Genomic DNA, 15129 nt, shown 5'->3' with positions numbered 1-15129 from the left:
GAAAGAAACCGGTGTTTTGCAACGCCCCACAAATGTCACGAAATGGCACCAGCAAAGCCCAAGAGCAGACGGTCTCCCGGCGCAATTTGATTGGAATGTGCACCCGTTGAAACTGCGGAGGCCAGAATGTTGGAACGCACCCAGAAATCTGAACGCCATAACGAAGACCGCCATGTCACCGTACTGGCGATATTGTTCGGATCGGCAACAGTGCTTTTGACGTTGCTGGCCGTTGTTCCGGAACCAGCTGCCGCCTTGCCGTTTTTGGCGCTGATCTTAATGGCGCAACTGACACGGATGCTCGGCTCCCGCCTTTTCCGCGACTTTACGGAATAAGCCACCTAACGATTTGCAGCCCCCAATTCCAAAGAAAAAGACACGCTGCCATGACAGACACACACGCAAAATCAGCTGATTTTCAAATCCAAAATCACGAACCTCAGACGGTAAACCGGAAAAGGTCCAGGGACCTGCAGGACGCCCGCCCCCTGTTGCAGGCTATTTGCCTCGGCATATTTTTGGCTGCAATCCTTACCGCAGCCGCCGCTATTGCGGGGTCTGAAGCAAAAGACACGACAACACCGGGCACCACTATCCCTGCATTGACACAGCCGCTGCACTCCGAAACCGGCAAATGAGCTTTTGGGTCTCGGCGAGACACACCACAATGCGTTGATCCCGATCAAGGCCATGAACAGGACCTCCGGATACAGTCATCTCGTCTGGAGGTTCCAAGCGCAATGCCACAAGGACCTCCTGTCGGAATACTTGAGAAACAGGAAATTAGGCCATGGCCATTGCCAACGGGCAAAAGTGGATTGATAAAGAAGGCAGTTCTTCGGAGGCTGCCATGGACATCGATCTTTCTCTTTCTGCTGATACCGTACGGATGCTGGCGCAGAAGGCCCGCGCTGTTGCAGAAACGTCTTCCGATACCTTTGAAGATGGCCACGAAGGGGACGTCGAGTTTGATGCCGACACCCTTGAGGAAGCTCACGGCCACGACGGTCTGGCGGAAGAAGAAAGCGACAATCTCTCAAACGAGGAATTGCGTGAGCTGCTGGAAGATCTGAACGTCGACGAAGCTGCGGAACTGGTCGCCATCACTTGGATCGGCCGGGGGGATTTCGAGGCAGAAGACTTCGCGCAAGCCGTTCAAGAAGCCAAGGACCGGGCCGTTGGCTCAACCGCTTCTTATCTCCTCGGTATGCCAATGCTCGCAGATCACCTAGAAGCCGGTCTGGATTCCCTTTCCCTGTAAGCATTCCCCGCCGAAAAACCTTTTGGCGCGCCAGCAGCTTGGCTTGAGTCAATCCGTTTTCCAGATCGTTTTCGCGCAGTCCACAGCTTGACGTTTTCCTTGGGAAAACATCTTTAGATCTCGTTTACCATCTTTTCGCCGCGGAAATTATGCAGCAACCTCGGGCACAGTTGTGGTGATCGAAGGGGTGGTGTGAATGCTGCGTGATCCGGTCAATCAGGAAATCTTTGCGACACAAAGACCGTCACCCTGGCCGTTCGTTGGGGCTATCTTCGGGGCAGCCGCACTGGTCACGACATTGATCATGGCATTCAACAGCTAGGGCTGTCCTGGTCGAACACACCGACCGGCTTGCATCTCCAGACTTTCAGCTTATTGGTCATGGGCGAACGTTGATCGGAAGCCATGACACAACCCTCTATAAACAGTCCATCCAGCGGTGTGCCCTCGACGCACGAAGGCCGCCTTGCCGTTCTTGATTTGGCCCGCGGCGTGGCAATCGTTGCCATGGCGATCTACCATTTTTCGTGGGATCTCTCGTGGTTTGCCTTCGTTGACTGGGATGTCGGAGGGGCTCCTGGTTGGCGCGCGTTTGCCGTCTCGATCGCCGCCAGCTTCCTGATCCTGGTCGGGGTCAGCCTGGATCTCGCGCATCACAAAGAGATCCGCTGGCGCTCCTTCTGGAAACGCTTTGCGCTTATCACTGTTTCCGCAGCCTGTGTGTCGATCGGCACCTATTTTGCCTTTGGAGACAGCTTTGTCCGTTTCGGCATTCTGCATTGCATCGCTGTTTCCAGTCTGATCGCTCTGCCCTTCACGCGACTTCCGCTGCTCTACGCCCTGGTTGCAAGCGCGATCATCCTTGCCCTGCCGCACTGGGCATCCTCGAGTGTGTTTGATGGTGATATGTGGCTCTGGACCGGCCTTGGCACTCCGGCTATGCCCAGCGTCGATTATGTCCCGCTCGCGCCGTGGACCGGGGCAACTCTATTAGGTGTGGCACTGTCAAAGGCCATTCGCCAGTCCGCCCTCATGACACCTCTCAAGCAGATGGAATTCGGCGGTCTAGCAGGCCGGGCGCTTAAATGGATGGGCCGCCATTCCCTGCCGATCTACCTTCTGCATCAACCGCTTCTTTATGGTCTGGTTTGGAGTGTGACATTGCTGGGACCAAACATGGACCGGACCAGCCGCAGCTTTCAGACCAATTGCGCGCAAAGCTGCACGACAAGCATCGGGAACGAAGCACTCTGTGTTGCCGCATGCCGCTGCACGCTTGATGGCTTGAAATCGGAAAACATCTGGGAACCGCTGCTCAGCAGTCCACAGGACCCGGATTTGCAAACACGCATGAACCAGCTCTACAGCGCCTGCCTCGCAGCCCCTGGAACCGATACGATCGATTAGACGGTACTGTGGCGTTTCATACGTCTGCTATACCGGCTTCTGTTTCAGGGCACGGGCCGCGCGTTCAAGAGCAAAAGGTGCAAATGTTGCCGGATCGCGCCTGTCCAGAAGCTGAACAACTGCCCACAGAGCTGAAATGGCATCACACCGCGCTTTCATGACCTCCAAAGCGGCCCGGTCAATGGGCCGATGTTGCCAAAATTCGTAGGCAGTCAAAAACCGCCGCTCAGCGTCCACGTCAAATCCGATTTCCTGAATGGCGTAAGCGAGATCCCAGCAAGGGTCCGCCATGCCGGAAAACTCCCAATCGATCAGCCAGAGACGGTTGTCAGCCAGCAGGCAGTTGCCTTCAGACAAGTCCCCATGGCTCGGCACCATCACCGATTGGCTTTGCGACCCCACATCCGCCATCAGCCGGTCAAGCTCCGGGAGCATTGCTGGAAATTCACCCGGCAGCTGACGCGCCAGGTCCGGACAGCTGTCAAGCGTCTCTGGGATCCGACTCCGAAGCGCCGCGTAGGTCGTATGCGGATTGATCTCCCCCTCAAACTTCAGCTTTGAATTATGGAGCCGGGCGAGCTCCTGTCCCAGCATGTCCGGGAGGTCTTTTTTCTCTGATTGGCGGGTTTCAAGAGCCCGCGTAAGCAATAGCCCGCCGTCTGGATCCATGTACACGGGCGAAACGGCAACGCCCAGATCGGCGGCCAATTGCAAATTGTGGGCCTCTGCAAACCGGTCCACCAATGCTTCGGATCCGGCCTGACCGATACGCAAAAAGAACACGCCCTCCTGAGCCGAGATCCGCAAAACCTGATTGCTAAGACCATCCTTCCGCTCTGCAGACAGCACTTCTCCAAGAACAGCCTGGAGATCTGAATTGTTGTGCAGAACCTTTTCCAAAACCACTGATGGGCCGGCTGGTGTCATTGTGGAGGAATGTGGCAAGAAGAGCCTTTGACGTCTGACCGAAGAATTGAACGAGGACCCATGCAGGATATCCCCGCGCCCCATATCATCATCACCTATTGCCGCCAATGCAATTGGCTGCTCCGCTCGGCGTGGATGGCGCAGGAAATCCTGTCGACCTTTTCTGAAGAGGCGGGCGCCGTCACACTTGTTCCCGGCACAGGCGGGATTTTCACCATCACATGTGACGGCAGGCCGGTTTGGGACAGAAAAACCGACGGCGGCTTTCCGGAGGCCAAAATCCTGAAACAACGGCTTCGCGATTTGCTGTGGTCGGACAAGGATCTGGGGCATTCAGACACACCCGGCAGTCGCGCGTAGGATATTCCCGCCTGGGTAGAAACCCGTAGACAAGCAGAAATCGCAAAATATTCGGCAAAATTGCCTAAAATTCGGATCTTGTTAAATCCATTCCGGCACACTTGCAGGCGTTTTCAGACTGGACTGGGGCCCGCCCAATGCGCTTGCCAAATATGTCGTTCTTGAACTGGCCGATCAAAACACAACTTCAGATCGGCTTTGGCGCAATGCTCTTGTGCTCCGTCGGGGTCGGTGCCGGCGGATACCTCGCCGCGAGCCAGGTTCAAGAGTCCGTCACAACCTCAAAGGCGGCAAGTGATCTTCTGGGAGATATCCCGCCACTGCTTGCAGGTGCCGAAGCGTTCGGGCGCGACGGCACTGAGCAGACCGCCAGTGTGGTTGAAACGAGCATCAACACATTATCTGCAAGCAGCGATGAACTGGCCCGGAACAAACCAGAGGCCGCACAGCAGCTGACCCTGGCTGTTAGGGAGCTAGAAGTAAGCTTCCGCAATCTGAAAAACACCCGAAGTGCCCGTGATGAAGCGATTTCAAATCTTGATGGTTTGACATCTGGCCTGGTTGAAACGACCAACGAGGTGTTTGAACAGTACAAGGCCTTGGAAGCTTACCGTCTTGGTCTTGCCCTCAACAACGAAGGCAAGATGAACAACCTTTCCAAGGTCGCCCCGCGTCTTGCAGACATGCGGATCGCCGCGATCGTTCTGGAGCAGGAAACCAAAGCCTTTGTCAACGCACCGGACAAGGCAAACGCCAAAGCGCTTTCTGAGCGTGTCAAGGCGCTGGACAAGGACGCCAAGGCTGTCCGGCGTACCGTGAAGACAAAAACGCTCAGAGCCTCTGTCAAGGATCTCACCAAGGCGGGTAAAGCGTTTGAAAAACAAATCAAAGCGCACCTGAAGGCCGGTGCCAGCGACGGGACCGCTGCGGTTTGGTCCGAAACCTTCCAACCGGCTGTAGAACAACTCGTCGGCCTTACTACAACGATCATTGCAGAAGCCGAAGCGCCAATTGAGGAGCTGACGGCGGAATTGCGCGGGTTCGACAAAGCGACCGCAGACATCGCGCTCCTGTCCAATTTTACACAAGGCGTGGCCCGCAATGTCCTTGGCGTGCGCAGCGCCTATGCAGAGTACCTGACCACGTCCTCAGAAGCTTCGAGTGCCGCCTTTCAGACCTATCTCGGCGAAACCGAAACCCAGCTGGACGCTCTGGAAGGCATTCGCCAGTCATCCCTTCAATCCACGTCTGACAAGGCCTTTCTGGATCTTTTGAACGGTCCTTTGAACACGCTTGTCACGGCCGGTGGTGAAGCGCTGCCGGTCCTGCGCGCAACCTTTGCTGATGTCGTTACGAACAGCGATGCACAGAAGACCGGGCAAGCCCAATTTGCAACCGCAGCTTCGGCATTGAGCGAACAGGCAAGCACCATCAGCCGTGCCGCGGGTCTGACGGCCGTCTCCTCAGCAGCCACTGCCCGAACGCAGATTTCTATCGCCCTGCTGGTCGCATTGGTCATTGGTGTTGGTTTTGTCGTTCTCTTGTCAGGCGCGATCATTCGTCCGCTCCGATCCCTCACCAACGCCATGCGGCAACTGCAAGAGGGTCAAACCGACCTCAACTTGACCGCCGATAGCCGTAAGGATGAAATCGGAGACATGGCCCGCGCGGTCGGCACCTTCCGGGATCGCGAAGTGGAGCGTGTCGAACTGGAGCAACAGACCCAACGCGATGCGGAAACCGCGCTCAAACGCCAGCAGGCTGTCGATGCACTGGTTACCGAGTTCAGAGCTGATATTGAAGCCGCCCTGACCTCCGTCAATGGCAACATGCGGCAGCTTGAAGACACTGCCGAACATCTAACTGGAATTGCCCGCTCGACAACGGACAAAAGCGAAAACGTCAGCCATGCCTCAAGCCAGGCAAGCGACAACGTCCAGACGATTGCGGCTGCAACGGAGGAACTTTCAGCCTCCGTTCAGGAAGCCGGGCGGCAAGTCAACGCTACGCTCGGCCGCGTTGAAGACGTGACCCAAGCGACCCGGACGTCCAATGATCAGATCAAGGGACTGTCAGCCGCTGCTGAACGGATCGGTGCCGTGATCCAGCTCATTCAGGACATTGCCGAACAAACCAACCTTCTAGCTCTCAACGCAACAATCGAAGCCGCACGCGCCGGCGATGCAGGCAAAGGCTTTGCCGTGGTCGCAGCGGAAGTCAAGGAACTGGCGACGCAGACGTCGAAGGCAACCGATGAGATTTCCGGTCAGGTCTCGGAAATCCAAGGATCCACTGAAGCTGTCGTGGCAGCGATTACGGAAATCATGACCATGATGGACGAGGTCAACGAAACCGCAGCTGCAATGGCGGCATCCGTCGAGCAGCAGGCTGGCGCCACCTCCGAGATCTCTTCCGGTGTGACACAGGCAGCCGGTCAAACGGCCAGCGTTTCCGAAACAATCGGAGATCTCTCCCGCGGCTCCGGTGAAACCAGCCAGTCCGCCGCACAGGTTGAATCCATCGCGGATGAGGCCACACGGGAACTGGATGGTGTCACCCAACGGATCGACAGGTTCCTGAAGGACGTCGCTGCCGCTTAGGGAGGGTAAAGATTTAAAACGAGGTTGTATTTTCTGGTTACTCACTAAGATTGCATGATCTCAACAACAAAATCGGATTGCATAGAATTCCTTTTAGACCAACGCGTTCAATAAACTACTTTTAGGTGTATTAGAACGCGCATTCAACCGTATTGACAGGGAAATGTCGTTAATAAAGTATTAACGGCGATGTTTCGATGTGGATGGGCTGGAAATGCGCGGTTCGAATTTTGCAAGATTTTCCGTTTCAATTTTTTTGATGTTCATGTTGGCCAGTTGCGTAGGAGAAAATGGACCGATGCGCATGTCGGTGGCTCCTGTGATCGACAAAAATGAGATAATCAAGTCAAGTTCTGACGCCAAAGCTATCATTGATGCACTGAAACGAGATGCTGCGATTTCCAACGGGTCAAGCAATGACTATTACCTTGCGACTGTCGCAGGTTTCAATTTCGTCGACGATCAATGCGCAACCTATTTTGACAAGTTATTTCATCTAAACCGCCAAAAGAATGCTCTTAAAAGCGGTCTTAATTCTTTCAACAGAACTACCAACGCAATTCTGGCAATAACAAATGCCTCCACACTTTCGATGACGATCGTTGCGCAAGCATTTGGGATCACTTCCGAACTTGTCGATATTGTTGCAGGAACATACCTTTACGAGCTACCGCCTTCAGCAACGCTATCTTTCGTGAAACAGACACGGATTGCATATCGGCGGGGAGCTGAAAATATCAAGGCTCAAATCAATTCACCTGCAGTGGCTTACCGCCAAATTCAGGCTTACTTATCGCTATGCCAACCGCCAACAATTGAAGCTATGTTGAGTAAACACGTAGCAAATGTTGCGGGAATTCCCCAGACAAATGATGGGGAAGTGAATGTATTGGTGACTTCGGCTCCAACAGCAGATGCCTTACCCGCTGTGGAGCAGTTTTTACAATCTTCTTTTGACGTTCTGAACACACCGAACCAACCTTCGCCTGGGAAAACCGGTGGCAATGGTCTTCAACTCACCTCATTTGAAGCCAGCTTGACTAAAGAAGTGGTCGTCAGTTTTCAGGCAGCTCTTTGTGTAGAAACAGATGGCGTATGGGGGGCAGCGACCCGAGCCGCATTAGTCGAGTTTTTTAATGGAACCGGTTCACCCAGGCCGGATATTGCCCAAACAGGCCTGAAAGGAAATGACGATCTGATCAAACTAAGGGAAGCAGTGGCACTGCACCCGGTATGCAACAATGGCGAGCACAACAGCGCATTCCAACTTGGACAACTTGCAACATAAAACACTTATTCCGAGGAAAATTACTGCCTTTAATATTACTTCGGGAGACTTGTAATGCCGGTAATGATTACGACACGTACGCTGAGAGACGCTCCTTTTGGAAAAACCAAGAACATACAAGCGGAAGGCGGGACCCCTGTTAAAATACTCGATGACACATCATCATCAGCTTGGATAAATATTGAACTCCTGCATACAGGACTTTCCCCAAACCCAACGGGTTGGGTCAGCCGAAAATCTGTCGATCCAAATTCTGATGTCCTTGGGCCACTTAACAAGTCATTGTTTGCAATGGAGTGCGTGGTGTCAGCAAAAACATTTGGTATCAGCGCTCATTATATGATGGCTGTTGCTCAAATGCGCACCAATGTCACTGACGGTCCGTCTGGAACTCAACGGCATGGGCCATTTGGCTTTACCGATGCGGAATGGGAAGCGTTCCGACGCAATCACGAGTTTAATATCGACTTCTCATCAGCGAGTCGCGCAAGCTGGATTGCTCAATGCTGGGTATTTGCTTCACGAACTCATGTTGTACAATCGAAACTCGCAGATCTGCTTGGCAATCAACCGCAGGCCGTACAATTGGCTTTGGCACACATGATCGGGGCAACCGCGGCCACATTATGCATAAGATCGACAAATGCATTGGTAACTGATGTGCTGTCCACTGTAGACGTATCTGATCTTCAGTCCGAGGGATTAGACTCTGCTCTTCCGATTACAGATTTCGCAAATCTCCTCGGCGGCAAGACAGGTCATCAAGCAATAGAAGCAACCGCCAAAGCACTTCAAACATCGCTGGATGAGGTCTCGGATTTCATAAAGACCAGCGACGCCAACCTGATCAAGTTTGCTCAGGAACATTTACAGAAATCAGATAGTCAATCTGATTACACATCAGCGACAGAAATTGCCGGCAAACAAATTCGATACGAAGCACCAGACGGATCAATATTGTTGAAGAAGGGTGGCAGCGTCTCTTGGCGGTATAATAATCCTGGCAACATAACGAAAAGCACCTTTGCCAATAACAATGGCGCAATAGGGAACGGAACCAAATTCGCCATCTTTCCTTATGAAGACGTTGGCTACAAGGCACTCCAGACCCTTCTCTCAGGTAACAGCTACCGCAATCTGTCATTGCTCGAGGCCATGCGTAGATATGCTCCAGAAGCGGACAATAACCAACCGCATCAATATGCAGATTTCCTCTCCAATCTTACAGGAATATCTTTAGCACAGGTCATAGGAACTGTTTCACCAGACAAATTCGAAGCATTATGCCAAGGAATAAAAAGGTTTGAAGGGTGGAAGATAGGAACCGAAGAATTCACCCCAGGCACTACAGTTGTTTCACACCCAAGAACAGTTGACGCGATTGTGCGATCCGCAACACGGGAATGGGAACATTGGGGCAAGTCGACATGGAACACGATAACCAACACCAAGAACATAGGCCAGACTGAGCGCAGCCCAGGATATGCCGAATATGTTTATGACAACTACTATAAGGCGGCAGTAAAGGATCCGAATCCGGCTAATCGGCAGCATATGATCAAACGTATCAAGGAGGCCTCAGGTGTATCCTTGTATGCGTGGTCAGCAGTTGGGCTCTCCGGCATTTTTCATAAAGCAGGTATTCCCTTTGACGCGTTGCCGTTCGCACAAAGTCACTCAGTCTATATTCGAGCGTCAGTCAAAGCGCGGAACGATCCCCAGACGTCGACGATGTATGCGGGTTATGTCATTGATGAAGTTGCCCCTGAAGTGGGAGACATTGTTGGTTATGCTCGCGGTACCAGCGGACAATTCAGCCTACAGGATGCTCGAAACTGGTATAAAAAAACCGGCGCCTATAAATCTCATGCAGACATTGTAGTTGCCAAACGCGCTGGTGAAATCGATGTAATAGGTGCCAACGTATTGGATTCCGTAACAAAGAAAACCCTCAGAACCGACCCTTTAACCGGAAAACTGATTGATACATCCCACGCTTGGTTTGTAGTGATGAAAAGAAGACTGCCAAACTAACTCATTCGGCCAATCTGCCAAACAAGTCAAAGCAACCGCCGATCACGCAACCAGCGAGCTCAGCACCGCCAGCAGTCGCGTCCACCATTTCTTAAAGGACGTCGCCGCTGCCCAACACCGCATCGGCTCTGGCCCCGATCCTGTCCTGAACTCGCGCTCAGACCGGCTGGCCATCCGCATCAAGTGCCAGTGGCCCCAAACCCGATCTGAAGTGCTGAACGCAGGTTCCCCTGGGTTTTGTGTCTTACGCAGGCCAAAACGAGCCGCTTTTCATTATCCAAACGCCGCAAACACGTGACAAGCTGACGGATGTATTGTCACGTCTTGGGAGCCGCAGCATGACCGCTAAAAAGAACATTCTTATCCTGATGGTCGATCAGCTGAATGGCACCTTGTTTCCGGACGGCCCGGCGGATTTCCTGCACGCTCCAAATCTGAAGGCACTCGCCCAGCGCTCTATCCGGTTTCAAAACAGTTACACAGCCTCTCCGCTGTGCGCGCCGGGGCGGGCCAGTTTCATGTCCGGTCAGCTGCCGCGCAGGACCGGCGTTTATGACAACGCTGCCGAGTTTGCATCGGACATTCCGACCTATGCGCACCATCTGCGGCGGGCGGGCTACACGACATGCCTGTCGGGCAAGATGCACTTCGTCGGACCCGACCAAATGCACGGCTTCGAGGAGCGCCTGACCACCGACATCTACCCGGCCGATTTCGGCTGGACACCGGACTACCGCAAGCCGGGAGAGCGGATCGACTGGTGGTATCACAACATGGGCTCCGTCACCGGGGCCGGCGTTGCGGAAATCTCCAACCAGATGGAATATGACGACGACGTTGCCTTCCAGGCAGTCCGCAAGATCTACGATTACGGACGCGGCAAATACGACCGCCCGTTCTGCCTGACGGTCAGTTTCACCCATCCGCATGACCCTTATGTCGCCCGCAAGAAATACTGGGATCTTTACGAGGACTGCGATCACCTGTTGCCGGAGGTTCCAGCCAAGGCTTATGAGGATCACGATCCGCATTCCAAACGGATCTTCGATGCCAATGACTGGCGCAGCTTTGACATCACCGAAGACGACATCCGCCGCTCGCGCCGCGCCTATTACGCCAACATCTCTTATCTGATGACAAGATCGGCGAAATCCTGGCAGCCCTCGACGCCATGGATCTGGCGGACGACACCACGATCCTTTTCGTTTCCGATCACGGCGATATGCTCGGCGAGCGCGGCCTGTGGTTCAAGATGACCTTCTTCGAAGGCTCATCCCGCGTGCCCTTGATGATCTGCGACAAGGACCTGTCGCCCCATCTGGAAACGGCACCGGTCAGCACCCTCGATGTCCTGCCGACGGTCTGCGATCTGGCCGGCATCGACATGAGCGAGATCATGCCCTGGACGGACGGCACCAGCCTCGTTCCTCTTTCCAAGGGCGTAGCCCGGGCCGAACCGGTCCTCATGGAATATGCCGCAGAAGCCTCTTACGCGCCTCTGGTCGGCATCCGGGAGGGGGACTGGAAATACATCCATTGCGAACTCGACCCGCCCCAGCTGTTCAACCTTGCGGACGATCCGAAAGAACTGACCAATCTTGCAAACGATCCCGCCCATACCGAAACGGCCAAAACTTATGCCAAAAAGGTCTCGGAAACATGGGACATGCCCGCCTTTGACGGCGAAGTCCGCCAATCGCAGGCCCGCCGCTGGATCGTCTATGAAGCCCTGCGCAACGGCGCCTATTTCCCCTGGGACTACCAGCCCCTCCAAAAAGCCTCAGAACGCTACATGCGCAACCACATGGACCTCAACGAAGTCGAGGAAGGCCAGCGCTATCCAAGGGGCGAGTGAGAATGACCTCCTGACACCCTCCTGTCAGGAGACTGGCAAGAAGTCTGAGAAACTGGAACAAAGCCGCAACGGAGGGGTTTTCTCGGGCGGGGAGTCGGACCATATTGCAGCCCATGAGCAAACGCCCCCCGAAATCCTCCGCTGAAGATCCGAAAACGCCTGCCCAGCAAACGCCGGACGGTTTCGGCGAAACGCCGCAGAAGCCGCTGTCTGGCGCGCCCCTCTCCGGCTCCATATCCGACTGGGCCGCGGAAATCGCCGAGGAAGCGGAGAAGCCGGCGCCCCCCTCCAAATCCAGGATCAAGGATCCGTCGAAGCTCGCAGAGCTGGCACCGGGCGCGCCGGGATCGTCCAAGCGCACGGCCCGGACTTCCGCGAAGGAGCGCGAGCGGGCCGGAGGCGACGGGTCTGTTGCCGCCAATGTCGAGGAAGGCCGCAAGGCCAAGCTGTCTCCCAAGGGCGCGAAAGCACGTGGGACATATCCTGAGCCAAGCGAAGGCAAGGCCGACGGGCCGTCGTCCGGTCAGGACGCGCCCGCGCAGGCCAGCGCTAAAGCGCGTCGGGCCGTGAGCGCAAAAAAGGAAAAACCTACCAAATCCGCACGCGGTACGTCGATGGGCAAGGCGGACACGGCGCGTGAACGGGCTGCCGGGGGTCTCAATCCTGTCGCGGGCATGGACATGTCACTGGAGGAGGCCGAGGAGCTCGAAGCCAAGCTCAAGCAGCACAAGAAGGACAACAAGAAGAAAAAATCCGCCGCTGATGGCCGCTATGGCGAGCTCGGCGGCAATCAGGGCGCGACCGCGACCGTCGAGGCCCTGTCGGCGCTGATCGAAAGCGGCAACCCGCTGCACAAGAACGGCGAACTGTGGGTACCGCACCGGCCCGAGCGCCCGGCAAAATCCGAAGGCGGCGTGCCGATCAATCTGGCCTCCGAGTATGAGCCGAAGGGCGACCAGCCAACCGCCATTGCCGAACTGGTGGAGGGTGTTGATGGCGGCGAGCAGACCCAGGTGTTGCTCGGCGTCACCGGCTCCGGCAAGACCTACACCATGGCGCAGGTCATCCAGCGCACACAGCGCCCGGCGCTGATCCTGGCTCCCAACAAGACGCTGGCGGCCCAGCTCTACGGCGAGTTCAAGAGCTTCTTCCCGGACAACGCGGTCGAGTATTTCGTCTCCTACTACGACTATTACCAGCCGGAGGCCTACGTCCCGCGCACGGACACCTATATCGAGAAGGAAAGCTCGATCAACGAGCAGATCGACCGGATGCGTCACTCGGCGACCCGCGCCTTGCTGGAGCGCGACGACGTCATCATCGTGGCCTCCGTCTCCTGCATCTACGGTATCGGATCGGTCGAGACCTATACGGCGATGACCTTTGCCATCGAGGTGGGCGAGCGCATCGACCAGCGCCAGCTGATCGCCGATCTGGTCGCCCTGCAATACAAGCGCAACGACGCCGCCTTCCAGCGCGGAACGTTCCGGGTGCGTGGTGATACGATCGAACTGTTCCCGGCGCACTATGAGGACCGGGCGTGGCGGATTTCCCTGTTCGGCGACGAGATCGAGCAGATCACAGAGTTCGACCCGCTCACCGGCAAGAAATCCGGCGACATGAAGTCGGTGAAGATCTACGCCAACTCGCACTATGTGACGCCGAAACCAACGCTGCAGCAGGCCATCAAGTCCATCAAGACCGAGTTGAAGGGCCGTCTGGAAGAACTGAATGCCCATGGCCGCCTGCTGGAAGCCCAGCGGCTGGAACAGCGCACGATGTTCGATCTGGAAATGCTGGAGGCGACCGGCTCCTGCGCCGGGATCGAGAACTATTCGCGCTACCTCACCGGCCGCAAGCCGGGCGAGCCGCCCCCCACCCTGTTCGAATATCTGCCCGACAACGCCCTCGTCTTCGCCGACGAGAGCCATGTGACCATTCCGCAGATCGGCGCCATGTACCGGGGCGACTTCCGCCGTAAGGCGACGCTCGCCGAATACGGTTTCCGCCTTCCGTCCTGCATGGACAACCGGCCGCTGCGCTTTGAGGAATGGAACGCCATGCGGCCGCAGTCCGTTGCGGTCTCGGCCACCCCGGGCTCGTGGGAAATGGAAGAGGCCGGCGGCGTCTTCGCCGAACAGGTCATCCGCCCGACTGGCCTGGTCGATCCGGTGATCGACATCCGCCCCGCCTCCTCCCAGGTCGACGACCTTCTGGGCGAGGTGCGCGAGGTCGCCCAAAAAGGCTACCGCACGCTGGTCACCACCCTCACCAAGCGCATGGCTGAGGATCTCACCGAATATCTGCACGAAAACGGCGTGCGTGTGCGCTACATGCACTCCGACATCGACACGCTGGAGCGGATCGAGATTATCCGGGATCTGCGCCTTGGCGCGTTCGACGTGCTGGTCGGCATCAACCTGTTGCGTGAGGGCCTCGACATTCCCGAGTGCGCGCTGGTCGCGATCCTCGATGCGGACAAGGAGGGCTTCCTGCGCTCCGAAACCTCGCTGATCCAGACCATCGGCCGCGCGGCGCGGAACGTCGACGGCAAGGTGATCCTCTACGCCGACCAGATGACCGGCTCCATGGAGCGGGCGATCGCGGAGACCAACCGCCGCCGCGACAAGCAGCTGGCCTACAACGCCGAGCACGGCATCACGCCGGAAAGCGTCAAGCGTTCCATCGGCGACATTCTGGAAAGCGTCTACGAGCAGGACCACGTTACCGTCGATGCTGGGTTCGCCGAGGAAGGCTCGCTGGTCGGCCACAATCTGGCAGCGCACATCTCCGATCTGGAAAAACAGATGCGCGATGCCGCCGCCGATCTCGACTTCGAGACCGCGGCCCGCCTGCGCGACGAAATCAAGCGCCTGCAGGAAACCGAACTGGCCGTCGCCGACGACGCCATGGCCCGGCAATCGGACGTGGCCGGGGCCACCGGCGGCTACAAGGGCGACAAGAAATTCGGCGCCGGCGGCACCAAGGAAGGCGCGAGCGGCAAGAAGAAGGAAACGGCGAAGGACCGGGCCAAAGCAGCAAGGGAAAAGAATTCGGGCCAGGGGCCCGCAAGCCGAACAGGCGCCGCGCCTGATGGCGCGCCCTCGCGGAGCTCAGGCCGTCAGGCCGGTACGAGGGTGAGCGGATCAAGCAGACCCCGCAAGCCAACCCTGGACGAAATGACCAACGCGCGGACCGAAGTGCCGATGCCCAGAGGCCCGCTCCCGCAGAAACCAGCGCCCATCATCCAGGCCGAAGATGCCCCGCACCACACCCCTCGTGGAAAGATCGGGGTCGGGTCCTATGAGGATCCGGTGGACGAGAAAAAACGCCGCGGCCGGCCGAAGAAGAGCGGGCGGCCGGGGCGGTGATGAGAGCGAAAGTAGACCAAACACCA

10 protein-coding genes and 1 pseudogene are annotated in these 15129 nt (G+C 56.4%); 10 read left to right on the top strand and 1 reads right to left on the bottom strand.

Annotated features, from left to right (window positions below):
* Positions 1 to 126: 126 nt before the first annotated feature.
* The 4 genes from ACQY4Z_RS18740 (at position 127) to ACQY4Z_RS18725 (ending at position 2668) form a co-directional block, all read left to right on the top strand.
* Positions 127 to 336 carry a hypothetical protein gene (locus ACQY4Z_RS18740; RefSeq protein WP_428523806.1) on the top strand — a complete coding sequence of 70 codons (210 nt, stop codon included), beginning with the start codon at positions 127 to 129 and terminating at the stop codon, positions 334 to 336.
* Between the two features lie 454 nt (positions 337 to 790).
* The gene (locus ACQY4Z_RS18735; protein WP_428523804.1) at positions 791 to 1261 is read left to right on the top strand and encodes a DUF3775 domain-containing protein; all 471 of its coding nucleotides are present in this window, start codon (positions 791 to 793) and stop codon (positions 1259 to 1261) included.
* Between the two features lie 196 nt (positions 1262 to 1457).
* Positions 1458 to 1583, top strand: a complete 126-nt coding sequence (locus tag ACQY4Z_RS18730; RefSeq protein ID WP_008188643.1) for a hypothetical protein — start codon at positions 1458 to 1460, stop codon at positions 1581 to 1583.
* A gap of 83 nt (positions 1584 to 1666) precedes the next feature.
* The gene (locus ACQY4Z_RS18725; RefSeq protein WP_428523802.1) at positions 1667 to 2668 is read left to right on the top strand and encodes a heparan-alpha-glucosaminide N-acetyltransferase; all 1002 of its coding nucleotides are present in this window, start codon (positions 1667 to 1669) and stop codon (positions 2666 to 2668) included.
* Positions 2669 to 2695: 27 nt separating this feature from the next.
* On the opposite strand, the gene ACQY4Z_RS18720 is transcribed toward ACQY4Z_RS18725, so the two are convergent.
* Positions 2696 to 3613 (bottom strand): choline/ethanolamine kinase family protein, encoded by a 918-nt coding sequence (locus ACQY4Z_RS18720; protein WP_428523800.1) that lies wholly within the window; start codon positions 3611 to 3613, stop codon positions 2696 to 2698.
* 42 nt (positions 3614 to 3655) lie between these two features.
* Here ACQY4Z_RS18720 and ACQY4Z_RS18715 point away from each other — a divergent pair, with 42 nt between their 5' ends.
* The 6 genes and pseudogenes from ACQY4Z_RS18715 to uvrB all read left to right on the top strand — a co-directional run bounded on the left by ACQY4Z_RS18715 (position 3656) and on the right by uvrB (position 15103).
* Positions 3656 to 3955, top strand: coding sequence for a SelT/SelW/SelH family protein (locus ACQY4Z_RS18715; protein WP_428523798.1), 300 nt, complete (start codon positions 3656 to 3658; stop codon positions 3953 to 3955).
* A gap of 137 nt (positions 3956 to 4092) precedes the next feature.
* Positions 4093 to 6555 (top strand): methyl-accepting chemotaxis protein, encoded by a 2463-nt coding sequence (locus ACQY4Z_RS18710; protein ID WP_428523796.1) that lies wholly within the window; start codon positions 4093 to 4095, stop codon positions 6553 to 6555.
* A 214-nt stretch (positions 6556 to 6769) separates the two neighbouring features.
* Complete coding sequence (locus ACQY4Z_RS18705) at positions 6770 to 7843, top strand: hypothetical protein (protein ID WP_428523794.1); 1074 nt, start codon at positions 6770 to 6772, stop codon at positions 7841 to 7843.
* A gap of 54 nt (positions 7844 to 7897) precedes the next feature.
* The gene (locus ACQY4Z_RS18700) at positions 7898 to 9877 is read left to right on the top strand and encodes a DUF2272 domain-containing protein (RefSeq protein WP_428523792.1); all 1980 of its coding nucleotides are present in this window, start codon (positions 7898 to 7900) and stop codon (positions 9875 to 9877) included.
* Positions 9878 to 10215: 338 nt separating this feature from the next.
* Positions 10216 to 11732, top strand: a pseudogene (betC, locus tag ACQY4Z_RS18695) (choline-sulfatase).
* A gap of 113 nt (positions 11733 to 11845) precedes the next feature.
* Positions 11846 to 15103 (top strand): excinuclease ABC subunit UvrB, encoded by a 3258-nt coding sequence (gene uvrB / locus ACQY4Z_RS18690; protein ID WP_428523790.1) that lies wholly within the window; start codon positions 11846 to 11848, stop codon positions 15101 to 15103.
* Positions 15104 to 15129 lie beyond the last annotated feature (26 nt).

This window comes from Roseibium sp. (assembly GCF_965276855.1).
Classification (GTDB): domain Bacteria; phylum Pseudomonadota; class Alphaproteobacteria; order Rhizobiales; family Stappiaceae; genus Roseibium.
The sequence above is the reverse complement of the archived record's forward strand: the minus strand, read 5'-3'. Positions and strand labels throughout refer to the sequence as shown.

Bases quoted from the DNA above. Each gene is read 5' to 3' on its own strand.
- ACQY4Z_RS18740 (WP_428523806.1), top strand. From the start codon at position 127: ATGTTGGAACGCACCCAGAAATCTGAACGCCATAACGAAGACCGCCAT.
- ACQY4Z_RS18735 (WP_428523804.1), top strand. From the start codon at position 791: ATGGCCATTGCCAACGGGCAAAAGTGGATTGATAAAGAAGGCAGTTCT.
- ACQY4Z_RS18730 (WP_008188643.1), top strand. From the start codon at position 1,458: ATGCTGCGTGATCCGGTCAATCAGGAAATCTTTGCGACACAAAGACCG.
- ACQY4Z_RS18725 (WP_428523802.1), top strand. From the start codon at position 1,667: ATGACACAACCCTCTATAAACAGTCCATCCAGCGGTGTGCCCTCGACG.
- ACQY4Z_RS18715 (WP_428523798.1), top strand. From the start codon at position 3,656: ATGCAGGATATCCCCGCGCCCCATATCATCATCACCTATTGCCGCCAA.
- ACQY4Z_RS18710 (WP_428523796.1), top strand. From the start codon at position 4,093: ATGCGCTTGCCAAATATGTCGTTCTTGAACTGGCCGATCAAAACACAA.
- ACQY4Z_RS18705 (WP_428523794.1), top strand. From the start codon at position 6,770: ATGCGCGGTTCGAATTTTGCAAGATTTTCCGTTTCAATTTTTTTGATG.
- ACQY4Z_RS18700 (WP_428523792.1), top strand. From the start codon at position 7,898: ATGCCGGTAATGATTACGACACGTACGCTGAGAGACGCTCCTTTTGGA.
- uvrB (WP_428523790.1), top strand. From the start codon at position 11,846: ATGAGCAAACGCCCCCCGAAATCCTCCGCTGAAGATCCGAAAACGCCT.